The sequence below is a fragment of the Enterobacter sp. MGH 33 genome, from assembly GCF_000534535.1.
GTDB lineage: Bacteria > Pseudomonadota > Gammaproteobacteria > Enterobacterales > Enterobacteriaceae > Enterobacter > Enterobacter hormaechei_C.
Map to the genome: position 1 here is coordinate 4,003,431 of NZ_KI973212.1, position 23,923 is coordinate 4,027,353.

Annotated in this window: 16 protein-coding genes; 5 read left to right on the plus strand and 11 right to left on the minus strand. The window is 56.1% G+C overall.

Annotated features, from left to right (window positions below):
* Positions 1–78: 78 nt before the first annotated feature.
* Positions 79–1,791, minus strand: a complete 1,713-nt coding sequence (gene cysI / locus L379_RS05390) for an assimilatory sulfite reductase (NADPH) hemoprotein subunit (RefSeq protein WP_015571717.1) — start codon at positions 1,789–1,791, stop codon at positions 79–81.
* Positions 1,791–3,596 (minus strand): NADPH-dependent assimilatory sulfite reductase flavoprotein subunit, encoded by a 1,806-nt coding sequence (gene cysJ, locus L379_RS05385; protein ID WP_032654820.1) that lies wholly within the window; start codon positions 3,594–3,596, stop codon positions 1,791–1,793. Before cysJ ends, cysI begins: the two co-directional genes overlap by 1 nt.
* Positions 3,597–3,899: 303 nt before the next feature.
* Here cysJ and queD point away from each other — a divergent pair, with 303 nt between their 5' ends.
* Complete coding sequence (gene queD, locus L379_RS05380; RefSeq protein WP_006811776.1) at positions 3,900–4,265, plus strand: 6-carboxytetrahydropterin synthase QueD; 366 nt, start codon at positions 3,900–3,902, stop codon at positions 4,263–4,265.
* Here queD and L379_RS05375 read toward each other — a convergent pair.
* The gene (locus L379_RS05375; RefSeq protein ID WP_032654822.1) at positions 4,250–6,604 is read right to left on the minus strand and encodes a helix-turn-helix domain-containing protein; all 2,355 of its coding nucleotides are present in this window, start codon (positions 6,602–6,604) and stop codon (positions 4,250–4,252) included. The two genes, queD and L379_RS05375, sit on opposite strands and share 16 nt — an antisense overlap.
* 171 nt (positions 6,605–6,775) lie before the next feature.
* Between L379_RS05375 and L379_RS05370 the strand changes: the two genes are divergently transcribed.
* On the plus strand, positions 6,776–7,945 hold the full coding sequence (locus L379_RS05370; protein ID WP_032654825.1) for a M20 aminoacylase family protein: 1,170 nt from the start codon (positions 6,776–6,778) through the stop codon (positions 7,943–7,945).
* Positions 7,946–7,972: 27 nt separating this feature from the next.
* Positions 7,973–9,370, plus strand: coding sequence for an MFS transporter (locus L379_RS05365; RefSeq protein ID WP_032102901.1), 1,398 nt, complete (start codon positions 7,973–7,975; stop codon positions 9,368–9,370).
* A 17-nt stretch (positions 9,371–9,387) separates the two neighbouring features.
* On the opposite strand, the gene queE is transcribed toward L379_RS05365, so the two are convergent.
* The 3 genes from queE to L379_RS05350 are packed head-to-tail and all read right to left on the minus strand — an operon-like array spanning position 9,388 to position 12,380.
* Positions 9,388–10,059, minus strand: a complete 672-nt coding sequence (gene queE / locus L379_RS05360) for a 7-carboxy-7-deazaguanine synthase QueE (RefSeq protein WP_006811780.1) — start codon at positions 10,057–10,059, stop codon at positions 9,388–9,390.
* 54 nt (positions 10,060–10,113) lie between these two features.
* Positions 10,114–10,821 (minus strand): N-acetylmannosamine-6-phosphate 2-epimerase, encoded by a 708-nt coding sequence (locus tag L379_RS05355; RefSeq protein ID WP_023304336.1) that lies wholly within the window; start codon positions 10,819–10,821, stop codon positions 10,114–10,116.
* The gene (locus tag L379_RS05350) at positions 10,821–12,380 is read right to left on the minus strand and encodes a maltose/glucose-specific PTS transporter subunit IIC (protein WP_023304337.1); all 1,560 of its coding nucleotides are present in this window, start codon (positions 12,378–12,380) and stop codon (positions 10,821–10,823) included. The genes L379_RS05355 and L379_RS05350 overlap by 1 nt, the downstream gene beginning before the upstream one ends.
* 166 nt (positions 12,381–12,546) lie before the next feature.
* Between L379_RS05350 and L379_RS05345 the strand changes: the two genes are divergently transcribed.
* Complete coding sequence (locus L379_RS05345; RefSeq protein ID WP_032654828.1) at positions 12,547–13,371, plus strand: MurR/RpiR family transcriptional regulator; 825 nt, start codon at positions 12,547–12,549, stop codon at positions 13,369–13,371.
* A gap of 52 nt (positions 13,372–13,423) precedes the next feature.
* Here L379_RS05345 and eno read toward each other — a convergent pair whose 3' ends face one another.
* From eno to rlmD, 5 genes are all read right to left on the minus strand, one after another.
* Positions 13,424–14,722, minus strand: coding sequence for a phosphopyruvate hydratase (gene eno / locus L379_RS05340; RefSeq protein ID WP_006811784.1), 1,299 nt, complete (start codon positions 14,720–14,722; stop codon positions 13,424–13,426).
* 82 nt (positions 14,723–14,804) lie between these two features.
* Positions 14,805–16,442, minus strand: coding sequence for a glutamine hydrolyzing CTP synthase (pyrG, locus tag L379_RS05335; RefSeq protein ID WP_003862718.1), 1,638 nt, complete (start codon positions 16,440–16,442; stop codon positions 14,805–14,807).
* A gap of 223 nt (positions 16,443–16,665) precedes the next feature.
* On the minus strand, positions 16,666–17,457 hold the full coding sequence (gene mazG / locus L379_RS05330; RefSeq protein ID WP_017382826.1) for a nucleoside triphosphate pyrophosphohydrolase: 792 nt from the start codon (positions 17,455–17,457) through the stop codon (positions 16,666–16,668).
* Positions 17,458–17,524: 67 nt separating this feature from the next.
* Positions 17,525–19,756 (minus strand): GTP diphosphokinase, encoded by a 2,232-nt coding sequence (gene relA, locus L379_RS05325; protein WP_032654831.1) that lies wholly within the window; start codon positions 19,754–19,756, stop codon positions 17,525–17,527.
* A 51-nt stretch (positions 19,757–19,807) separates the two neighbouring features.
* Entirely contained in the window at positions 19,808–21,106 is a 1,299-nt protein-coding gene (gene rlmD / locus L379_RS05320; protein ID WP_032654834.1) for a 23S rRNA (uracil(1939)-C(5))-methyltransferase RlmD, read from the minus strand.
* Positions 21,107–21,163: 57 nt separating this feature from the next.
* Here rlmD and barA point away from each other — a divergent pair, with 57 nt between their 5' ends.
* Complete coding sequence (barA, locus tag L379_RS05315; RefSeq protein WP_017692749.1) at positions 21,164–23,923, plus strand: two-component sensor histidine kinase BarA; 2,760 nt, start codon at positions 21,164–21,166, stop codon at positions 23,921–23,923.

The window sequence follows — 23,923 nt, forward strand, 5'->3', positions numbered from 1 at the left end:
TGCCGGGCGGCACTGCGTTTGCCCGGCCTACAAAACCCGTAGGCCCGGTAAGCGAAGCGCCACCGGGCAAAGGATGCGTTACTCCCAGAAATCCCTTGCGGGATCGAGCACCGGGCGAATGATGCCCGCACGCACCGTAAAGTCGCCGAAGCCTTCACCCGCTTCGCGCTCTTTCGCCCAGCGCCCGACAAGCTCGTCGATGGAATCAAGAATTTCCGGTTCCGTAATATTTTCACGGTACATACGCGGAATGCGCGTCCCCATACGGTTGCCGCCAAGGTGCACGTTGTAACGACCCGGCGCTTTGCCCACCAGACCCAGCTCGGCCAGCATCGCGCGACCGCAGCCGTTCGGGCAGCCGGTGACGCGCATAACAATATGCTCGTCCGGAATACCGTGCTTTTCCAGAATCGCTTCCACTTTATCAGTGAAGGACGGCAGGAAACGCTCGGCTTCGGCCATCGCCAGCGGGCAGGTCGGGAACGACACGCAGGCCATCGAGTTTTCACGCTGCGGTTTAACCGCATTCATCAACCCATGATCGCGCGCCAGCTTCTCGATCTTCGCCTTCTGGCTTTCCGGCACGCCGGCAATAATCAGGTTCTGGTTGGCGGTAATGCGGAACTCGCCTTTATGGATCTTAGCAATTTCCAGCAGACCGGTTTTCAGCGGGCGGCCCGGATAATCCAGAATACGACCGTTTTCAATAAACAGCGTCAGGTGCCATTTATTATCGATACCTTTCACCCAGCCAATGCGATCGCCGCGACCGGTGAATTCGTAAGGGCGGATCGGCTCAAACTTGATCCCCGCGCGACGCTCCACTTCTTCTTTGAACGTCTCGACGCCCACGCGCTCCAGGGTGTATTTGGTTTTCGCGTTTTTACGGTCGGTACGGTTGCCCCAGTCGCGCTGGGTAGTAACCACCGCCTCAGCCACGGCCAGCGTGTGCTCCAGCGGCAGGAAGCCGAACTCGCTCGCGGTGCGGGCGTAGGTTTTCTTGTTCCCATGCTCGATGGACAAACCGCCGCCCACCAGCAGGTTAAAGCCGACCAGCTTGCCATTTTCGGCAATCGCCACGAAGTTCATGTCGTTGGCGTGCAGGTCGATATCGTTCTGCGGCGGGATAACCACCGTGGTCTTGAATTTGCGCGGCAGGTAAGTCTGACCGAGGATCGGCTCTTCGTCCGTGGTCGCGACTTTCTCCTGATCGAGCCAGATCTCCGCATAGGCACGCGTGCGTGGCAGCAGGTGCTCGGAGATCTTCTTCGCCCACTCGTACGCTTCGGCGTGCAGCTCGGACTCATACGGGTTCGAGGTGCAAAGCACGTTACGGTTCATGTCGTTGGCGGTCGCCAGCGCGTCCAGCCCCACGGAGTGCAGCATCTGGTGCACCGGCTTGACGTTCTTCTTCAGAATGCCGTGGAACTGGAAGGTCTGACGGTTAGTCAGACGGATGCTGCCGTAAATCGTGTTTTCACCGGCAAACTTGTCGATCGCCTGCCACTGTTTGGTGGTGATGATGCCACCCGGCAGGCGGCAGCGCAGCAGCATCGCATGACGCGGCTCCAGCTTCTGTTCGGCACGTTCGGCGCGGATATCGCGGTCGTCCTGCTGGTACATACCGTGGAAACGGATCAGCAGGAAGTTGTCGCCTTTGAAACCGCCGGTCAGGCCGTCATTTAAATCTTCGGCAATGGTACCGCGCAGGTAGTTGCTCTCTACCTTCATGCGCTCGGCATCAGACAGTTTGCCTTCGACCACCAGTGGGCCAGGATGTTTTTCGCTCATTAGTAGACATCTCGCTGATAACGGCGCTCTACGCGCAGCTCACTTAAAAATTCATCCGCCGTTTCGGCATCCATACCGCCGAATTCGGCAATCACTTCCAGCAGTGCCTGCTCAACGTCTTTCGCCATGCGATTGGCGTCGCCGCAGACATAAATGTGGGCGCCGTCATTGATCCAGCGCCACAGCTCTGCGCCCTGTTCGCGCAGTTTGTCTTGTACGTATACTTTTTCTTTCTGATCGCGGGACCAGGCCAGATCGATGCGGGTCAGCACTCCCTCTTTGACGTAGCGCTGCCATTCAACCTGGTAGAGGAAATCTTCAGTAAAATGCGGGTTGCCGAAGAACAGCCAGTTTTTACCCGGCGCCTCGTCCGCTGCACGCTGCTGCATAAAGGCGCGGAACGGTGCGATGCCGGTGCCCGGGCCAATCATGATCACCGGCGTTTCCGGGTTCGCCGGCAGGCGGAAGTTGTCGTTGTGTTCGATAAAGACGCGCACCTCGCCCTCTTCTTCCACGCGGTCGGCCAGGAAGCCCGACGCCCCGCCCGCCCGCGCGCGGCCTTCGATGTCGTAACGCACCACGCCAACGGTGATGTGGACTTCGTTTTCCACTTCCGCCTGTGAAGAGGCGATGGAGTAAAGACGCGGCGTCAGCGGACGCAGCAGGCCGATCAGCGCGTCGGCATCCAGCTGTGCCGGGGAGAAACGCACCATGTCGACAATCGGCGTCGTCGCGGCGTAATGCTGTAACTTCGTCTTGTCCCCCACCAGCGGCAGAAGGGACTCGCTGCGCGTTAAGGTGGCGAAGTTTTCAACGATGTTGGCGGTGTTCACCGTCAGCTCGAAATGCCACTGAAGCGCCTCAGAGAGCGGTAAGGTTTTACCTTCCACCTGGACCGGCTCCGTGCCTTTCAGCCACAGCAGCTCGACCAGCTCTTTCACCAGCGCCGGATCGTTCTGATACCAGACGCCCAGCGCATCGCCAGGCTGATAACGCAGGCCGGAGTCACCGAGATCGATTTCGATATGGCGCACGTCTTTTTCCGAATCACGGCCCGTGATTTTCTGGTTTACCGACAGGCTCGCCGTCAGCGGCGCCTCTTTCGTGTAAGGGCTGGTGTGGATTTCGTTGACGGTGCCCGCTGCGGTAACGGCGGCTTGCGCTGGCGTCTCTTTCGGGACGCGGGCCTTTAGCACCTCAACGATGCGCGTCCGCCATTCGGCGGCGGCGGCCTGGTATTCGACATCAGCGTCTACGCGATCCAGCAGGCGCTCTGCACCCAGCTCCGCCAGCTTGCTGTCGAAGTCTTTACCGGACTGGCAGAAAAATTCATAGGACGTATCACCGAGGCCGAAGACGGCAAAGGCGGTGCCCTCCAGCCTGGGCGCTTTTTTCGAGAACAGGAACTTATGCAGCGCGACGGCTTCTTCCGCAGGCTCACCTTCCCCCTGCGTTGAGGCCACCACCACCAGCAGTTTTTCTGACGCGATCTGTTTGAATTTATAATCCCCGGCGTTGACCAGGTTGACGTTCAGCTTCGCGGCGAGCAGGTCATCACGCAGCGCTTCGGCCACACGACGGGCATTACCCGTTTGCGAAGCGGAGATAAGCGTGATGGCAGGAATTTCAACGGCCGTTGGCGGGACGCCAGCCACAGCACCCGGCTGCTGATTGAGCATTCCCCAGAAATAGCCGGAGACCCAGGCGAGCTGGGTGGGTGAAAAATCGGAAGTCGCGGCCTGTAGGCGCGCCAGTTGCTCCGGGTTAAGGGGAAGCAAATTTGAAGGTGGGGCCTGTGTTGTCATGCGTCGTTATGTTCCAGTAGCAAAGCGGACTTTAAGCGAATAAATCCAAACTGAAGATAAGGTTAACGGCGGGGATAATAACAATTAAAGAAGGGATGGAAATAATAAATAACCAAATGGACTAACCTGTTTTAGTTATCGTTCTTAACGATAAAAGCGATTAAATAACTATTTGAAATAAAACAATAAAGGCCGATAAACACCATGAATACGAGGCGGTGACCATTCAGAGCCGTTTTAGTTAATGATAAAAATTGTGCTTTCCGGTACTATGCGGCGGTTTTTTCCGCATTCCTGAGAGCTATGATGTCCACCACACTGTTTAAAGATTTCACCTTCGAAGCCGCACACCACCTTCCACACGTTCCTGCCGGGCACAAATGTGGCCGCCTGCATGGACACTCGTTTATGGTGCGTCTTGAAATCACCGGTGAAGTCGATCCCCATACGGGCTGGATCATGGACTTTGCCGAACTGAAGGCTGCGTTTAAGCCGACCTACGATCGTCTCGATCACTACTATCTGAATGATATTCCGGGCCTTGAAAACCCGACCAGCGAAGTGCTGGCGAAATGGATTTGGGATCAGATGAAACCGCTGGTCCCGCTGCTGAGCGCAGTGATGATCAAAGAGACCTGCACGGCAGGCTGCGTCTACCGCGGGGAGTGAATCTCCTCCGTTGCGGCCTCACGAGGCACGAGCGGCGTAAACTCGTAGAGCACCAGCGCATTACTCTCCAGTGATTCACTCAGTTGCCAGCCGTCATAAAGGCGTTCATCGCGTACGGAAAGCGTTGGACGCGCTTTATGCGCTATCCAGCGCCACATCTCTTCATCAGGGCCGCTTTCGCTGCCAACCCCTTCAAGTAACGGATAGAGCGCGCCGTTGTGCTGATCAAACAGATGACATTTAATTCGCCATTTACCGCACATTCCCTTCAGGTGTAAATGATACTGCTGGCGAAAACGCTGGATGAATGCTTCTTCACTGGAAAGCAGCGGATTAAAAACCACCACATTACGCAGCAACAGCTGATAACCATTGAGATGGCGCGTAAGCAGGACACGCTTATCATTGACCAGCACCTCGCCCCGCAGACGTTGCCAGAGCCAGAGTACCCAATAAACCGGACGCGGCAGACCATGGTTATACTGTAGCGCCAGGCTTGAGGTATCGATGGTGTTGTTTGCACGGGCTTCTCCCTGAAGGCCCGAATTGAGCCAGAATCCCGCCAGCCAGACCTGCTCCGAAAGTCCGAGCAGGTTCTGCATCAGCAACGCCCCACGAAAAAACCAGCCGTTTGTCGCCCGCGTGTTGCCGGTGAGGGTATTCCAGGAGAGAAGCCAGACGGGAAGCGAACATTTACGCAAGCGAAGGGCAGCGAGGATCTGGCGGACCTTCAGTATCGGATAATTTTCCGTTGAGGAGAGAGGGGTTGCCCCCAGTTGCGCGGGATCGAGAAGCTCATTGGCATCGGCCGAACAGGCAAGAAAATCGGCCTGCATCAGGATGGCTGAACTGAACAGGGTATCGTCGCTTACGCCCGCGCTGACGGGGGCAAATCGGTGCCATAAACCAAACTTTGCCTGCGGAAGATAAGTTCGTATTGCCTTTTGCTGGGCCAGCCAGACCTGCTCCCGGGTCTCCTCACTTGCCTGTGTTGACCAGTGCATGACGAAGTGCCAGCCCGCGGTGATCTCTGGCGAAAAATGATTAACCGACTGTTGTAAAAAACGGGTCAGAAGATCGCGACGGGTCGTTACGCCGGTGTGCAGTAGCACCGTCCACTGCTTTTTTGCCAGCCAGGTGAAGAGCTGATGCAGATTGTACCAGCAGGCGTAGCCCGCCATCTGGGGGTCATCCCACCCGGTGGCAAACAGACGACTGCTGAGAAAAGGTTCGGCGATATCAATCCCCTCAATGGGAATGGCCTCATTTATCGCCTCCAGATTTTGTCGAACGTCCTCACGCAGCAAATCGTCGAGCTCACGCAGGGTAATGACCACCCGCATACGGCGCAGCGAGGCAGAAAGAGGATTAAGCTGCTCAAGATCCAGGCTCTGCTCCTGCTGCGGATGAACGATGAGCGGCGAGGCTCCCCAACCGCGCGCCACCGGTTCATTGAGCAGGCTAAACAGCTTGTCCACGGCGACCGGATAGCGCTGCTCACGCCTGTCCGTCCGAATACGTGCCGCCTCCGGGTGCTGGCGCCGGGCCTTACGAAACTCACCCGGAGACATATTGTGAACACGCCTGAACCGATCGCTCATCATACGCGTGCTGGCGAAACCCTGCTCAAGCGCAATCTGATGCAGCGGTCGGTTCGTCAGCCGGAGAGCGTCGGCCGCCTTTTCCAGCCGCAGGTGGGTGATGTACTGCATGAAACTGATCCCCACCTCCTTGCGAAAGAGACGAGAGAGCCAGGCTTCAGAGACATATTCACTCGCGGCGATTTCCGCAAGCGTAATACGGCGGGAATAACTGGCATTGATCCGCTCTATCACCCGGGCGATGCGTTTGCTGTGCGCTGATGAAAGTTCCCGGGACAGCATACGGGCGGGCTGTTGAAAGCGGCTGGTCAGCAACAGCAATATCTCGCTCAGCCAGCGGTACGCCTCCAGCCGGTAGCGGTGCGGGTCGTTGATGAGGGTGACCACAAGAAGCTGGCGCAGCAGATCGCGAAGCGCATCGCATTGGGGCCAGACGCCTCCGGCTTCTGCCGGTACAGCATAATCATGGGCAAAAAAATCATTGCAGAGCTGGACGACCCAGCGCCCGGAAAGGGTTACGCGCAGGGTGACATTTGCCGTTTCGCTCGTGAACTGCCAGCGCCGATGACGGTTGATGATAGCAAGGGTATTGGCCTCCAGGATGTCACGTCCCACATCGGTGTTCAGCTCTGCCCGCCCTTCCAGCACCCAGAGCAACGTTAGCGTATCGCCTTCATCCTCCACGCAGTGGCGAATGTCCTGAATCTCTATCCAAAATTCATCTCCCCGTTGCGCCATCTTACCCCTCACCAAAGACAAAAAATGACCTGATCTTTTTTGTCATAACTGAATTGTATGAAAAACAATCAAAATAAAGCCGTCGCTTTACAACAAAAAAATGCATTTTCAGGCGGGACGATCGTCATAGACTCGAAATTATCATCGTTTGGCAGAAAAAGGATAACAAAAATGACACATCCAATTATCGAAGCTCTGCGTGGCAACGAAGCCCGGTTCACTGAATTACGTCACTATTTTCATCAGCATCCTGAAATTGGTTTTGAGGAGCACAACACGAGCGATCGCGTTGCAGCGCTGCTTCAGGAATGGGGATATGAGGTTCATCGCGGCCTGGCGAAAACCGGTGTGGTCGGCACACTGAAGGTGGGTAACGGGCATAAACGCCTGGGCCTGCGCGCCGATATGGATGCGCTGCCAATGCAGGAAAACAACGGCAAGGCGTGGAGCAGTACCGTTGAGGGTAAATTCCACGGCTGCGGTCATGACGGCCACACCACAACGCTCCTGTATGCAGCGGAGTACCTGGCACGCACCCGCAATTTTAACGGCACGCTGCACCTTATTTTTCAGCCCGCGGAAGAACTTCTGTATGGCGGACGCGTTATGGTAGAGGACGGTTTGTTTGACCTGTTCCCCTGCGACCACATCTTTGGCCTGCACAATATGCCGTCACAGCCCCTCGGAAAAATTGGTCTGCGCGATGGCGCCATGATGGCCTCTTCCGACACCCTTCATATTGAGGTTAACGGCGTGGGGGGGCACGGCGCGGTGCCAGAACATACCGTTGACGCCACCCTGGTTGCCTGTCATATCACTATCGCGTTGCAGTCGATTGTTTCGCGCAACATTACCCCCTTCCAGCCAGCCGTCGTTACCGTAGGCAGCATTCAGGCCGGGCACGCCCCTAACATTATCAACGACAAAGTATTGATGAAACTTACCGTACGCACGCTGGATGAACGCGTGCGGCAAACCGTGCTACAGCGTATCCATGATATCGCCGTTGCACAGGCGGAAAGTTTCAATGCGACGGCCACCATTCGACACATTAACGGCAGCCCGGTGCTGAAAAACAATCCGCAAGCCAACGAGATGGTGCGCAGCGTCGCCACCGATCTGTTCGGTCAGGATGCCGTCGCGGAGGTCAATGCGTTTATGGGCAGCGAGGACTTTGCTTTCATGCTCGAGAAAAATCCCAATGGCTGCTATTTCACGCTTGGCGCCGGGGATGAGCCTGACCGCTGCATGGTACATAACCCGGGCTACGACTTTAACGACAACATTCTCCTCACCGGCGCGGCGCTGTGGGTCGCACTGACCGAACACTATCTGCGCTGATTCGCACCTTCCCGGGAGGGCTGCACTATGAGTACCGTTTCCCTGACAGGCGCATCCGCCTACGCCGGTAACGATCGGCTGCTGGCGGGTATCGTCATGAGCGTTCTGACATTCTGGCTGTTTGCCCAGTCGGTTATCAACGTGGTTCCGGCCATGCAGAATAGCCTCGATATTGCCCTCGAAACCCTTACGCTGGCCGTCAGCCTGAGCGCGTTGTTCAGCGGCTGTTTTGTCGTCGCCTGCGGTGGGTTTGCCGATAAGTTTGGGCGCATGCGCCTGACCATGATTGGCCTGATCCTGAGCATGATCGGGAGTGGTCTGCTGTTCATTTCATGGGAGCCCGTCCTGTTTCTGTTGGGACGAGCGATACAGGGGCTATCAGCGGCCTGCATTATGCCCGCCACGCTGGCGCTGATTAAAACCTGGTATGAAGGTAAAGCACGCCAGCGCGCAATCAGTTTCTGGGTTATCGGTTCATGGGGCGGGAGTGGCCTGAGCTCGTTTGTGGGAGGTGCCATCGCCACCACGCTGGGCTGGCGCTGGATTTTTATTCTTTCGATGGTGGTAGCGCTGGTCGCGCTATTGCTTATCCGCGCCACGCCGGAAAGCCGCAGCCCTGATGCGTGTCGACACAAACTGGATATCAGCGGCCTGGTGAGTTTTGTCCTTATGCTGGTGCTGTTCAATCTGTTTATCAGCAAAGGACACAGCTGGGGCTGGAGCAGCAGTTTATCGCTTCTTGTACTGTGTGGAGCCGTGATTGCACTGATGTGTTTTGTCGTTACCGGGCGGCGGAAAGGCGATGCGGCGCTGATCGATTTCGCCCTGTTTAAAAACCGGGCCTATAGCGCCTCGGTATTCTCAAATTTCCTGCTCAACGGCTGCATTGGCACCATGATGATTGCCAGCATCTGGTTGCAGCAAGGCCATCATCTGTCACCGCTACAGACCGGCATGATGACGCTGGGGTATCTGGTTACCGTACTGGCGATGATCCGGGTGGGTGAAAAACTGCTTCAGCGCTATGGCGCCAGGCTGCCGATGATGACCGGCCCTCTGCTGACCGCTACAGGTATTTCGCTGATTTCATGCACCTTCTTAAGCAAAGAGGTCTACATTGTTACCGTTTTTCTGAGCAATATTTTATTCGGGCTGGGGCTCGGATGTTACGCCACGCCCTCAACGGACACGGCGGTAATGAATGCCCCTGAAAACAAAGTGGGGGTGGCTTCAGGGATCTATAAGATGGGCAGCTCCCTGGGCGGAGCCATGGGGATCGCGGTCACCGCATCGCTGTACGCGCTATGGCTGCCGATGGGAACGGCCAGTGCCGCGCAGTATGCCTTGCTTTTCAACAGTGCGATTTGCCTTGGGTCGGCAGTCGTGACCTGGGCTTTACTGCCAACAACAAAAGCCCCGCGTTAAGCGGGGCCACAAAAGTATCAGGCAATGTTCAGATATTTGTGCGTCTGCATCGACAGCCGCCAGTTGCGGGCGATACAGGTTTCAATGCACAGACGGGTCGCATCGTCTTTCTGGCTGATAGGCTGTAGCGCGATCACGCGCTGCTTTTCGTCCGTCAGCGTCGCCAGCAGTTCATCCAGCGCTTCGATGTCACGCACGCGCCCCACCGGATGTTTGATCTCATCAGCACGCTCAAGCGCCTGCGACAGTACGTCATACCCGCCGCGCATATTCACTTTTGGTGAAACCGTGACCCACGTTGAATGGGAGCAGCGCACTTCATGGGTGCCGCTGGTTTCGATCTGACAGCTATAGCCGTTCTTCTCGAGCAGTTCGGTGAGCGGCATCAGATCGTGAATGCAGGGTTCCCCGCCGGTGATCACCACATGCCGCGCCGTCCAGCCCTGACGACCAATAATGGCAAGCAGATCTTCCGCGCTGCCCGCGCCCCATTTATCGCTCTCTTTGGTTTTCGCCAGAATGCTGAACAGCGACACTTCCCGATCTGCGAGCTTATCCCACGTATGTTTGGTATCACACCAGGCGCAGCCAACCGGGCATCCCTGTAAACGAATAAAGATAGCGGGAACGCCGGTAAAGTAACCCTCGCCTTGCAGGGTCTGGAACATCTCGTTAATCGGGTACTGCATAGTCAACTCTGTTAAGGGGATAAACGATAAGTATCGCAGATCCCCGTCAGATGATCATGCTCCATCGGTGCTTTGCGCGCCAATTGCCGCCATAAACCGTTCCGTAATTTGCTGTGGTCGGGTGATCGCCCCGCCGACGACAACCGTGTGCCCCCCCAGCGCCAGACACCTGGCCGCGCGTTCAGGCGTATCCACGTTACCTTCAGCAATCACGGGGATCGTGACGGCAGACAGCACCTCTTTCAAAAACGCGCAGTCATTTTCCGGTAGCGAATGGCCCGCAGTCTCCGCCGTATAACCGTAAAGGGTGGTTCCGACGCAATCAAACCCCAGCGCCTGCGCGGCCACGGCCTCCTGCACGGTGGCAATATCCGCCATCAGCAGCAGCGAAGGGTAACGGGTGCGGATCTGCGCGATCAGCATGTCCAGCGATCCGCCACCGGGCCGTTTCCGGGCGGTCGCATCCAGCGCAACGATCTCCGGGCCGACCGCCATCAACTCATCCACTTCTTTGAGCGTTGCGGTGATGAACACCTCGCTGTCCGGATAGTCTCGTTTGATGATGCCGATTACCGGCAGTGAGACCAGCCCTTTGATAGCCTCAATATCCACCACGCTATTGGCGCGGATCGCAGCGGCACCGCCCTGGGCCGCCGCCAGCGCCATTCGCGACATAATAAACGGGCTGTGCAGCGGTTCGTTTTCCAGCGCCTGGCAGGAGACGACCAGTTTTCCTTTCAGGTTATCCAGTACAGTTTTCATTACGATAAGATCTCTTCTACTTCGTTTTTGATAATGGTGACGTGCGGTCCATAGATGACCTGGACACCGTTGCCGCGGACGATTACGCCGCGGGCGCCGGTCGCTTTCAGTGCAGATTCATTGACTTTGCTACCGTCTTTCACCGTGACGCGAAGGCGCGTGGCGCAGCAGTCAACGTCATCCAGATTGTCTTTTCCTCCCAGCCCGGCGATCACCGCCGCGGCGCGCTCGCTTTGCGGCAGGGTAGCCTCGTCCGCCAACGCCTCCTTTTCACGGCCCGGCGTGGCAAAATCAAAACGTTTGATCAGATAACGGAAGGTACAGTAGTAAAGGAAGAACCACGGTACGCCCACCAGCGGGACGAACATCCAGTTAGTTTTCGCTTCACCCTGCAAAATGCCGAACAGCACGAAATCAATAAACCCGCCGGAGAATGTTTGTCCGATGGTGATGTGCAGCATGTGCGCGAGCATGAACGCCAGCCCGTCGAACAGCGCATGAATGACGTACAGCACCGGGGCAATAAACAGGAATGAGAACTCTATGGGCTCGGTAATTCCCGTCAGGAATGAGGTTAATGCCGCAGAGAGCAGCAGCCCGGCAACCCGCTTTTTGTTCTCCGGCCTGGCCGTGTGGTACATCGCAAGGCAGGCGCCGAGCAGACCAAACATCATGGTAATAAAGCGCCCGGACATGAAGCGCGACGTGCCCTCATAGAAATGCTGCGTGTTCGGGTCGGCGAGCTGGGCGAAGAAGATCCGCTGCGTGCCCTCAACCAGGTGACCGTTAACAATTTCACTGCCGCCAAGCGCGGTGGTCCAGAACGGAAGATAGAAAATGTGGTGCAGACCAAACGGGCCAAGCATGCGCAGGATGAAGCCGTACAGCAACGTCCCCAGATAGCCGGTGGCATCCACCAGCCCGCCGAGGCCAAAGATCAGCTTCTGGAAATGCGGCCAGACCACGGTCATCAGCGCGCCGACGAGTATCGCTGCCAGTGAGCTGATAATGGGAACGAAGCGTGAGCCGCCAAAAAAGCCCAGGAATTGCGGAAGCGCGATTTTATTAAATCGATGATGCAGTGCGCAGGTCACCAGCCCAATAACTACCCCACCAAATACGCCCGTTTCAAGCGTCTGAATACCCAGCGTCATGCCCTGCCCTACGGCGCCCGGGTTGTCATGCGCCAGTTTTCCGGTCAGGATCAGCAGCGCATTGATAGTGGCATTCATCACCAGATAAGCGAGCAACGCCGCCAGCCCTGCCGTGCCTTTATCATTTTTCGCCAGCCCAACGGCGACCCCAACAGCAAACAGTACCGACAGGTTTGCAAACACAATCGAGCCTGCGCTGCTCATGATGGTAAAGATGGCCTGTAGCCAGCCAACGTCTAAAAATGGATACGCGGTAAGCGTATTCGGATTCGATAGCGCCCCGCCAATCCCCAGCAACAGACCTGCTGCGGGCAGTATGGCGATGGGTAACATAAAGGATTTGCCAAAGCGCTGCGCTTTTTCAAACCATCCGCCGGAAGACGCTCCGCTGAACATTTGCATCATTTTTTTATCCCCCTGGTTATTGATGAAAATTTTTACCACATATATTTTTAATTGTGAAAATTACCACCAAAAACCAGGACGCCGATCATACTTTTTCGAAATGACTGGCATCTCTCCCCCGCTTTCCGCCACACTAGTTGGCAGAGAAACGCATTAAGGATCTAGCATGTCGGACCATGAAAACCTGCTGCTGAAGCTACGCCAGGAGGCTTCCGGGTACAGCCCAACGCAACAAAAACTGGGGGAGTTTGTCCTCAACGATCCTGCCAGGGTGCTCTACCTGACGATCACCGAGCTGGCGCGTGAAAGCGGCACCAGCGAGGCCAGCGTCACACGCCTTTGCCGCACGCTGGGCTGTAAGAGATATAACGAATTTAAAATGGCGCTTGCGCTGGATATTCAGCAGGGTTTGCCGGAGCGTCAGGCAGGAGATGCAATAGATAACGTGGTGGATGAGTCTGTCCAGGCGCTGCAAGATACCGCAAAACTCCTCGACCGGGCCCAGCTTGAACAGGCGACACTGGCCCTGCATCAGGCGCAGTCAGTGCAAATTTACGGAGTGGCGGCCAGCGCGATTCTGGGGGAGTATTTGCATTACAAGCTGCTGCGACTCGGCAAACCTGCACAGCTGTTTAGCGATATGCATCGCGCCGCCATGAATGCGACGACGCTCTCGAAAGAGACGCTGGTGGTGGCCATCTCAAGTTCCGGCTCTACACGGGATCTGCTTCACGTGGTGAAACTCGCCCGCAAGAGGGGCGTTAAGGTACTGGCACTCAGCAATACGCCTCGCAGCCCGCTGGCCTCCCTGAGCGATTTACAGCTGGTTGCAGCCAAACCCGAGGGACCGCTGAGCGCGGGTGCGCTCAACGCCAAGGTTGGCGTGATGCTACTGGTTGAACTGCTAACCACTTCCCTTATTGCAGTAGACAGCCATTACGGTGACGTTAGCCAGCAAACGGCAAGCGCCACGTTGCCGCTTCTGCTATAGAAAACAAAAAACCCGCCGAAGCGGGTTTTTTCATAAGAACGAAGGTTCAGGCTTATGCCTGGCCTTTGATCTCTTTACGACCGTTGTAAGGTGCTTTTTCGCCCAGCGCTTCTTCGATACGAATCAGCTGGTTGTATTTAGCAACACGGTCAGAACGGCTCATAGAACCGGTTTTGATCTGGCCAGCAGCGGTACCAACAGCCAGGTCAGCGATGGTAGCGTCTTCAGTTTCGCCAGAACGGTGAGAGATAACCGCGGTGTAGCCAGCGTCTTTCGCCATTTTGATCGCAGCCAGCGTTTCGGTCAGAGAACCGATCTGGTTGAATTTGATCAGGATGGAGTTAACGATGCCTTTCTCGATGCCTTCTTTCAGGATCTTGGTGTTGGTTACGAACAGATCGTCACCAACCAGCTGGATTTTGTCGCCCAGTACTTTGGTCTGGTATGCGAAACCATCCCAGTCAGACTCGTCCAGACCGTCTTCGATAGACACGATTGGGTACTGTTTGGTCAGGTCTTCCAGGAAGTGGGTGAACTCTTCAGAGGTGAACGCTTTGTTGCCTTCGCCAGCCAGAACGTATTTACCGTCTTTGTAGAATTCAGATGCTGCACAGTCCATCGCCAGGGTGATGTCTTTGCCCAGCTCGTAGCCTGCTGCTTTAACCGCTTCAGCGATAACAGCCAGTGCTTCTGCGTTAGAACCCAGGTTTGGCGCGTAGCCGCCTTCGTCACCAACAGCCGTGTTCATACCTTTAGCTTTCAGAACTTTAGCCAGGTTGTGGAACACTTCAGAACCCATACGTACCGCTTCTTTCAGGGTTTTCGCGCCAACTGGCTGAATCATGAATTCCTGAATATCAACGTTGTTGTCTGCGTGCTCACCACCGTTGATGATGTTCATCATTGGTACAGGCATGGAGTATTTACCTGGGGTGCCGTTCAGTTCAGCGATGTGCTCGAACAGTGGCATGCCTTTAGCTGCCGCTGCCGCTTTGGCGTTCGCCAGGGAAACGGCCAGGATTGCGTTCGCACCGAAGTTAGATTTGTTTTCAGTACCGTCCAGATCGATCATGATCTTGTCGATGCCAGCCTGATCTTTAGCATCTTTGCCAACGATAGCCTGAGCAATAGGACCGTTAACAGCGCCAACCGCTTTCAGTACGCCTTTGCCCATGAAACGGGATTTGTCGCCATCACGCAGTTCCAGCGCTTCGCGGGAACCTGTAGAAGCACCTGATGGAGCCGCTGCCATACCGACGAAACCACCTTCCAGATGAACTTCAGCTTCAACGGTCGGGTTACCACGGGAGTCGATGATTTCACGACCGATGACTTTAACGATTTTGGACATTAGATTTTCCTCAGTACAAGTTAAACTAAAACTCCAGACAAACAACGCGTACCAAGGGTACGCGTTGCCGTTCTAACTTTTTTTACTTCGCCTGACGCTTCTGGTACTCGCTGGCGGCTTTCACGAAGCCTGCAAACAGCGGATGCCCGTCACGCGGCGTTGAAGTAAATTCCGGGTGGAATTGGCAGGCCACGAACCACGGATGGTTAGGCACTTCGATGATCTCGACTAACTGATCATCCCCGGAACGGCCCGCAACACGCAGACCCGCAGCTTCAATTTGTTTCAACAACATGTTGTTGACTTCATAGCGGTGACGATGGCGCTCGGTGATGACTGGCTCGCCGTACAGCTTGCGTACCACGCTATCGTCGGACAGCTGGCAGGCCTGTGCGCCAAGACGCATGGTGCCACCCAGATCGCTCTTCTCGGTACGGACTTCGACGTTACCGTCTTCGTCGCGCCATTCCGTAATCAGCGCCACAACAGGGTACTTACAGTCTGGCACAAATTCCGTAGAGTTCGCGTTTTCCATTCCCGCTACGTTGCGCGCAAATTCAATCAGCGCAACCTGCATACCCAGGCAGATACCGAGGTATGGAATATTGTTTTCACGCGCATAGCGTGCAGTGGCGATCTTGCCTTCAACACCACGGTAGCCGAAGCCGCCAGGGATGAGGATAGCATCCAGATCTTTAAGAATTTCGACGCCGCGTGTCTCCACATCCTGCGAATCAATCAGCTTGATGTTCACAGAGACGCGATTCTTCAGACCACCGTGTTTCAGCGCTTCGATAACTGACTTATAGGCATCCGGCAGTTCGATGTACTTGCCGACCATACCGATAGTCACTTCGCCGCCCGGATTGGCTTCTTCGTAAATCACCTGCTCCCATTCAGACAGGTTAGCTTCCGGACAGTTCAAGCTGAATCGTTTACAAATATAATCGTCCAGACCCTGTGATTTCAACAGGCCCGGGATTTTATAAATGGAATCGACATCTTTCATTGAAATAACGGCTTTTTCAGGCACGTTACAGAACAATGCAATTTTCGCGCGTTCGTTCGCCGGAATCGCGCGATCGGAACGGCAAACCAGGATGTCAGGCTGAATACCGATGGAGAGCAGCTCTTTAACAGAGTGCTGAGTCGGTTTGGTTTTCACTTCACCTGCTGCCGCCATGTAAGGCACCAGCGTCAGGTGCATGAACAGCGCGTGCTCACGACCAATATCTACCGCCAGCTGACGAATCGCTTCGAGGAACGGCAGGGATTCGATATCCCCTACGGTACCGCCGATTTCAACCAGCACAACGTCATGCCCTTCGCCACCGGCAAGGACACGTTCTTTGATGGCGTTAGTGATGTGTGGGATGACCTGCACGGTCGCGCCCAGGTAGTCACCACGGCGCTCTTTACGCAGAACGTCAGAGTAGATACGGCCAGTCGTAAAGTTGTTACGACGGGTCATTTTGGTACGGATGAAACGCTCGTAGTGGCCAAGATCCAGATCGGTTTCAGCGCCGTCTTCAGTAACGAACACTTCCCCGTGTTGGGTTGGGCTCATGGTGCCAGGATCGACGTTGATGTACGGATCCAGTTTCATCATGGTCACATTGAGGCCACGGGCTTCAAGAATGGCTGCGAGGGAGGCTGCGGCAATGCCTTTACCCAGAGAGGATACGACCCCGCCGGTCACAAAAATATAGTTCGTTGTCATGCTGAACCTGAGAAGTTAGGGTGAAACGATGGAATAACCAGGACGGGAAAGTAGTATACCCGAACACGACGAGCGCCACAAACTTTCATTCTCCGTCTCCACTCCAGGCCATGACAAACATAAGGAGTGAGAAAATAGCCCCTTTTGGGTAAATGTTTTTGACGCAAATCAAGCGCTTGTCATTTAAAAAATCACACAAATTGCGCTTGATCGCAAAATCTCGTTAGAGATCATGTTCCTGGCGTTTTACTTCCTGCCAGACTTCTTCCATCGCGTCGAGGTCAATCCCGCTCATTTCCAGGCCGCGCGAGGCCACAATCCGCTCAACTTCGCGAAAGCGTCGCTCGAATTTAATGTTCGCTTTTTGCAGGGCGGTTTCCGCTTTTACACCGAGGTGGCGCGAAAGGTTGACGGTCGCAAACAACAGATCGCCCATCTCCTCTTCCAGCTTTGCTTCATCCACAACGGCCTGCTGCGCTTCATGCATCACTTCGTCGATCTCTTCGTGCACTTTTTCCAGCACCGGGCCGAGAGAGTTCCAGTCAAACCCTACCGCCGAGCAGCGCTTTTGAATTTTGTGCGCGCGCATCAGCGCGGGAAGGTTCAGGGGAATGTCGTCCAGCGCCGAGTGCTGGGATTTTTCAGCGCGTTCGGCGCTTTTTATCTGCTCCCAGCGCGCCAGCACTTCCGCACTGTTGCCTGCGGAGGCATCGCCAAAAATATGCGGATGACGACGCTCCAGCTTGTCGCTGATAGCGGCGCAGATATCGTCAAAGTTAAAGCGCCCCTCTTCCTGCGCCATCTGCGCGTAGAACACCACCTGGAACAGCAGGTCGCCCAGCTCACCGCGCAGGTCGTCGAAATCTTCGCGCGAAATCGCGTCCAGCACTTCGTAGGTCTCTTCCAGCGTGTAAGGCGCAATGGTGGCGAAAGTCTGCTCTTTATCCCACGGGCAGCCGTTTTCCGGGTCGCGCAGGCGTTTCATGATGCCAAGCAGGCGGTCGATTTGAGTCATAACAGATTCCATTAAATGCCTGAGCCGGGTGGCGGCGTTGCCTTACCCGGCCTACAGAAGAGGATGTTTAGCCGCCGTGCAGACGACGCGCGTCAATCACATCCGGCACCTGATTCAGTTTGCCGAGTACGCGGCCCAGCACCTGAAGGTTATAGATTTCGATAGTCATATCGATGGTGGCAAGCTGCTCGCGGGTATCGCTGCGGCTGGCAACGCCCAGCACGTTGACCTTCTCGTTGGCGAGAATGGTGGTGATGTCGCGCAGCAGGCCGCTGCGGTCGTTGGCAGTGACGCGCACCACCAGCGAGTAACCCGCCGAGTAGCTCTCCCCCCAGACGGCTTCCACGATACGTTCCGGCGCATGCGATTGCAGCTCTGCAAGCTGATCGCAGTCGGAGCGGTGAATCGAGATCCCGCGCCCCTGGGTGATAAAGCCGACAATATCGTCTCCCGGGATCGGCTGGCAGCAGCGGGCAATATGGTGCATGAGGTTACCCACCCCTTCAACCACCACGCGGCCATTGTCCTTACTGCGCTGCTGCGGAGCGTAGGTTTTCTGCTGGAGTTGTTTCAGCGCTGCCGCATCCTGCTCCGCTGCGCTTGGCTTGTTGAACTGCGCTTGCAGGAAGTTCACCATCTGGTTCAGGCGGATATCGCCGCCACCAATCGCCGCTAACAGTTCGTCGAGCTCGTTGAAGTTGTAGCGCGGCAGCAGGAATTTCTCCGCCTCTTTCAGGCTTATCCCGATATGTTCCAGCTCGTCGTCCAGGATCTGACGACCGGCAAGGATGTTCTTGTCACGATCCTGCTTGCGGAACCAGGCGTGGATTTTAGAGCGCCCACGGCTGGTGGTAACGTAACCGAGGTTCGGATTCAGCCAGTCGCGGCTTGGGTTTGGCTGCTTCTGGGTGATGATTTCAATCTGATCGCCCATCTGGAGCTGGTAGGTAAACGGTACGATACGTCCGCCGATCTTCGCCCCGATGCAACGGTGTCCCACATCGCTGTGGATGTGGTAGGCAAAATCGAGCGGCGTAGAGCCTGCCGGCAAATCAACCACGTCCCCTTTCGGGGTAAAGACGTAGACGCGATCGTCGAAGACCTGACTGCGCACTTCGTCGAGCATTTCGCCGGAGTCGGCCATCTCTTCCTGCCACGCAATCAGCTTACGCAGCCAGGCGATACGGTCCTCGTGACCGGAGCGACCGCCACCGGAGGTACCCTCTTTGTATTTCCAGTGCGCCGCCACGCCCAGCTCGGCGTCTTCGTGCATCTGTTTGGTACGGATCTGAATTTCCACCGTTTTGCCGCCAGGGCCGAGTACCACGGTATGAATAGACTGATAGCCGTTTGGTTTGGGGTTGGCGACGTAGTCATCGAACTCATCCGGCAGATGGCGGAAGTGAGTATGCACTATCCCCAGCGCGGCATAGCAGTCCTGGAGACGCTCCGCCACGATACGTACGGCGCGCACGTCAAACAGCTCGTCAAAGGCGAGGTGTTTCTTCTGCATTTTGCGCCAGATGCTGTAGATGTGCTTCGGACGCCCGTAAACCTCGGCGCGCACATTCTCCTCTTTCATCGACTGGCGCAGCCCGCCGACAAATTCCTCGATATAGTGCTCGCGGTCAATGCGGCGTTCGTGCAGCAATTTTGCAATGCGTTTGTATTCCGCCGGATGCAGGTAGCGGAAGCAGTAATCTTCCAGCTCCCACTTCAGTTGCCCGATACCGAGACGGTTCGCCAGCGGCGCATAGATATTCGTACACTCTTTAGCGGCCAGGACGCGCTCGTCTTCCGGCGCATCCTTCACTTCACGCAGATGGGCAACCCGTTCGGCCAGCTTGATAACCACGCAGCGGAAATCATCTACCATCGCCAGCAGCATGCGACGGACGTTATCCACCTGCTCGGAAGAGACAGAGTCCGTTTGCGCGGCTTTAAGCTGACGAATGGCTGCCATGTCACGCACGCCGTGGATAAGCGCCACGACGGACTGGCCGACGCTTTCACGCAGGACGTCTTCCGTCACCACGTCGGCGTCCGCCAGGGGGAACAGCAGTGCGGCCTGTAGCGTTTCGATATCCATGTTCAGCATGGAGAGAATTTCAACCATCTCCACGCCGCGCCACAACAGCAGTTCAGCGTCCGGATGCCCCTGCGTTGTGCGTAAACAATAGGCCCAGGTTTCGGTTAAGCGTTCACACGACTGCTGGCTGGAAATCCCCAGACTTGCGATCCATTTTTGAGGGTCAAACTCACCAGCTTTATTTAAATGTGCACTTCTTACCGCAACCATCGTCCTCTCCTTTAGGGACAAGGGCCTGTCGAAGTCGACAAGCCAAACTCATTAGATGTGCTCGAACAACACCATCGATTCCAGATGACCAGTGTGCGGGAACATGTCCAGCATTGCCAGACGTCGAATCTGGTAACCCCCGCTCAATAATGCTTCGCTGTCACGGGCAAGCGTCGCCGGGTTACAGGAAACATAGACCACGCGTTCAGGCGCGAGTTTAATTATATGCTGCATCACGCCCGGCGCACCTGCGCGCGCCGGGTCGAGCAGGATCTTATCAAAGCCCTGCTTAGCCCACGGTTGCTGAGTAACATCATCCTCAAGATTTTGATGAAAGAATGTCACATTTTGCAAGCCGTTCTGTTGGGCGTTTTCATGGCCTTTCACCACCAGCGCCTCAACGCCTTCCACCCCGACCACGCTTGCTGCTTTGCGGGCCAGCGGCAGGGTAAAGTTCCCCATACCGCAGAACAGATCGAGCACCCGATCGGTGGGCTTTACGTCCAGCCACGCCAGCGCGTTCGCTACCATCTGCTGGTTCACGCCGTCGTTGACCTGGATAAAATCCCGCGGGCTGAACGTTAAGCGTAGCCCGTCTGACGCATACCAGGGCGCTTCTCCGCTGACCTGCTCAAGTATCTCGCTTTGCGGCGCGAGGAAAAGCGCAAGCTCATGAGAATGCGAAAAGCGTTCCAGTTTTTCGCGATCCGCCTTTGACAGCGGCGCGGTGTGGCGCAGTACCATCAGCGGGCCACTGTTGGCCAGCACCAGTTCGACATGGCCCAGCGAACGCACGCCATCCAGCGATGCAAGACAGTGGTGCACGTCCGGGAGCAACGCCTCAAGATGGGGCACCAAAACAGGGCACTGCGTGACAGAGACGATATCGCTGGAGCCGGCTTTGCGAAAACCCATCTCCAGCCGCTCGGTTTTGGGCTGGTAGCTGAGGCTCAGGCGAGCGCGGCGACGGTAGCCCCAGGGCCGATCGGCAATGATGTCATTCACGTCGTGTCCGACCAGGCGGGCCAGCGCGCTGCTTTTACTTTTTTGCTGTAATTCTGTGCTGGCATGCTGTTGCTGGCAGCCACCGCAGACGCCAAAATGGGGGCAGCGAGGCGTCACGCGCTCCGGGCTATCATTAAGACGGCGCTTGACCTGACCGCGCGCATACTGACGTTTGTCTTCCGTCAGCGTAATATCTGCGCGTTCTCCTGGCAGCAAACCTGTGATAAACAGTGTCTTACCCTTGTGACGCGCCACCCCCTGTCCAAAAGGATCGAGGTCCGTGGCTTCAACAGTTATGATCTGACGCGTCGTCACGCGTCGTTTTGCAGAGTAGAATTGCGCCATCGCCGAGATTGTTCTCAAATAAACATAATTAGCCTGATTGTCCCATAACGGAACTCCATGACCAACTACAGCCTGCGCGCGCGCATGATGATTTTGATCCTCGCTCCTACCGTTCTCATCGGTTTGCTGCTGAGCATTTTCTTTGTGGTGCATCGCTATAACGATTTGCAGAGACAGCTTGAAGATGCTGGGGCCAGCATTATCGAACCGCTGGCCGTCTCCAGCGAGTACGGTATGAACCTGCAAAACCGTGAATCCATTGGTCAGTTAATCAGCGTGCTGCACCGCCGTCATTCAGAGATCGTGCGCGCCATTTCCGTTTACGATGAGCATAACCGTCTGTTCGTCACCTCGAATTTCCATCTGGACCCCACGTCGCTGAAAATCCCGGAAGGTACCCCCTTCCCGCGTCATCTTACGGTGTTGCGGCGCGGCGATATCATGATCCTGCGCACGCCGATTATCTCCGAAAGTTATTCACCCGATGAATCCGCCCAGTCCGATGCGAAGTCCAGCAATAATATGCTGGGATATGTGGCGCTGGAGCTGGATCTCAAGTCGGTGCGGCTCCAGCAGTACAAAGAAATTTTCATCTCCGGCGTGATGATGCTGTTCTGCATCGGCATCGCGCTGATCTTCGGCTGGCGACTGATGCGCGACGTCACGGGGCCTATCCGCAACATGGTGAATACCGTTGACCGGATCCGCCGGGGTCAGCTCGACAGCCGCGTGGAAGGTTTTATGCTCGGCGAGCTGGATATGCTGAAAAATGGCATCAACTCAATGGCGATGTCGCTGGCGGCTTATCACGAAGAGATGCAGCACAACGTTGACCAGGCCACCTCTGACCTGCGCGAAACGCTGGAGCAGATGGAGATCCAGAACGTGGAGCTGGATCTGGCGAAAAAACGTGCGCAGGAGGCGGCACGAATTAAGTCTGAGTTCCTGGCGAACATGTCGCACGAGCTGCGCACGCCGCTGAACGGGGTGATTGGCTTCACCCGTCTGACGCTCAAAAGCGAGCTGAACCCGACCCAGCGTGACCATCTGCATACCATTGAACGCTCAGCCAACAACCTGCTGACCATTATTAACGACGTACTGGACTTCTCGAAGCTGGAAGCGGGCAAGCTGATTCTGGAGAGTATTCCCTTCCCGCTGCGCAGCACGCTGGATGACGTGGTCACGCTTCTTGCCCACTCATCGCATGATAAGGGTCTGGAACTGACGCTCAATATTAAAAATGATGTGCCGGATAACGTCATTGGCGACCCGCTGCGCCTGCAACAGGTCATTACCAATCTGGTGGGCAACGCGATTAAGTTCACCGAGAGCGGCAACATCGACATTCTGGTCGAAAAAAGGGCGCTCAGTAATAACAAAGTCCAGATTGAAGTGCAGATCCGGGATACCGGCATTGGTATTCCGGAGCGCGATCAGACGCGTCTGTTCCAGGCTTTCCGCCAGGCCGATGCGAGCATTTCCCGTCGTCACGGCGGAACGGGCCTGGGGCTGGTGATCACCCAAAAGCTGGTGAAAGAGATGGGAGGCGATATCTCCTTCCATAGCCAGCCTAACCGGGGCTCAACCTTCTGGTTCCATATCAACCTTGATCTTAACCCGAACGTGCAGACCGACGGCCCGGTCACCGGCTGCCTGAAAGGGATGCGTCTGGCCTATGTGGAACCGAACGCCGCGGCGGCGCAGTGTACGCTGGATGTATTAAGCAGCACGCCGCTGGAGGTCATCTACAGCCCGACCTTCTCCGCGCTGGCGAACGATCATTACGATATCCTGTTGTTGGGGATTCCGGTGACGTTTACCGGAGAACTGACCATGCAGCAGGAACGCCTGGCGAAGGCGGCCTCAATGACGGACTACCTGCTGCTGGCGCTGCCGTGCCACGCCCAAATCAACGCCGAAGAGCTGAAAAACGACGGAGCGGCGGCGTGTCTGCTGAAACCCCTCACCGCCACAAGGCTGTTACCTGCGTTGACCGAATATTGCCGTCTGACGCATCAGTCCCTGCCGCTGGAAAACGACGAACATAAGCTGCCGATGACGGTGATGGCCGTGGACGACAACCCGGCGAACCTGAAGCTGATTGGCGTGCTGCTTGAGGATCAGGTTCAGCATGTTGAGCTGTGTACCAGCGGCGCCGAAGCCGTGGAACAAGCCAAACAGATGCAGTTCGACCTGATCCTGATGGATATTCAGATGCCGGGCATGGATGGCATCCGCGCCTGCGAGTTGATTCGCCAGCTTCCGCACCAGCAGCAGACGCCGGTGATTGCCGTGACGGCGCACGCGATGGCGGGGCAAAAGGAGAAACTGCTGGGTGCGGGCATGAACGATTATCTGGCGAAACCGATCGACGAAGAGAAGCTGCACAGCCTGCTGCTGCGCTACAAGCCGGGGCACATTGGCGGGACATACACCATTACAGCTGAATCGCCGGAGATCAGCGTTAACCAGAATGCCACGTTTGACTGGCAACTGGCGCTGCGCCAGGCGGCGGGCAAACCCGATCTGGCCCGCGATATGCTGCAAATGCTGGTGGACTTCCTGCCTGAGATCCGTAACAAGGTTGAAGAACAGCTGGTGGGTGAAAACCCCGAAGGACTGCTGGAAGCCATTCATAAACTGCATGGCAGCTGCGGCTACAGCGGCGTACCGCGGTTGAAAAATCTCTGCCAGTTGCTTGAACAGCAGCTCCGCGCGGGTACGCCAGAATCCGATCTCGAACCGGAGTTCCTGGAGCTGCTGGACGAGATGGACAACGTGACGCGGGAAGCAATGAAGGTGTTGGGGAGCTAA

Coding starts and splice junctions, on each gene's coding strand:
- cysI (WP_015571717.1), bottom strand. CDS start 1,791: ATGAGCGAAAAACATCCTGGCCCACTGGTGGTCGAAGGCAAACTGTCT.
- cysJ (WP_032654820.1), bottom strand. CDS start 3,596: ATGACAACACAGGCCCCACCTTCAAATTTGCTTCCCCTTAACCCGGAG.
- queD (WP_006811776.1), top strand. CDS start 3,900: ATGATGTCCACCACACTGTTTAAAGATTTCACCTTCGAAGCCGCACAC.
- L379_RS05375 (WP_032654822.1), bottom strand. CDS start 6,604: ATGGCGCAACGGGGAGATGAATTTTGGATAGAGATTCAGGACATTCGC.
- L379_RS05370 (WP_032654825.1), top strand. CDS start 6,776: ATGACACATCCAATTATCGAAGCTCTGCGTGGCAACGAAGCCCGGTTC.
- L379_RS05365 (WP_032102901.1), top strand. CDS start 7,973: ATGAGTACCGTTTCCCTGACAGGCGCATCCGCCTACGCCGGTAACGAT.
- queE (WP_006811780.1), bottom strand. CDS start 10,059: ATGCAGTACCCGATTAACGAGATGTTCCAGACCCTGCAAGGCGAGGGT.
- L379_RS05355 (WP_023304336.1), bottom strand. CDS start 10,821: ATGAAAACTGTACTGGATAACCTGAAAGGAAAACTGGTCGTCTCCTGC.
- L379_RS05350 (WP_023304337.1), bottom strand. CDS start 12,380: ATGATGCAAATGTTCAGCGGAGCGTCTTCCGGCGGATGGTTTGAAAAA.
- L379_RS05345 (WP_032654828.1), top strand. CDS start 12,547: ATGTCGGACCATGAAAACCTGCTGCTGAAGCTACGCCAGGAGGCTTCC.
- eno (WP_006811784.1), bottom strand. CDS start 14,722: ATGTCCAAAATCGTTAAAGTCATCGGTCGTGAAATCATCGACTCCCGT.
- pyrG (WP_003862718.1), bottom strand. CDS start 16,442: ATGACAACGAACTATATTTTTGTGACCGGCGGGGTCGTATCCTCTCTG.
- mazG (WP_017382826.1), bottom strand. CDS start 17,457: ATGACTCAAATCGACCGCCTGCTTGGCATCATGAAACGCCTGCGCGAC.
- relA (WP_032654831.1), bottom strand. CDS start 19,756: ATGGTTGCGGTAAGAAGTGCACATTTAAATAAAGCTGGTGAGTTTGAC.
- rlmD (WP_032654834.1), bottom strand. CDS start 21,106: ATGGCGCAATTCTACTCTGCAAAACGACGCGTGACGACGCGTCAGATC.
- barA (WP_017692749.1), top strand. CDS start 21,164: ATGACCAACTACAGCCTGCGCGCGCGCATGATGATTTTGATCCTCGCT.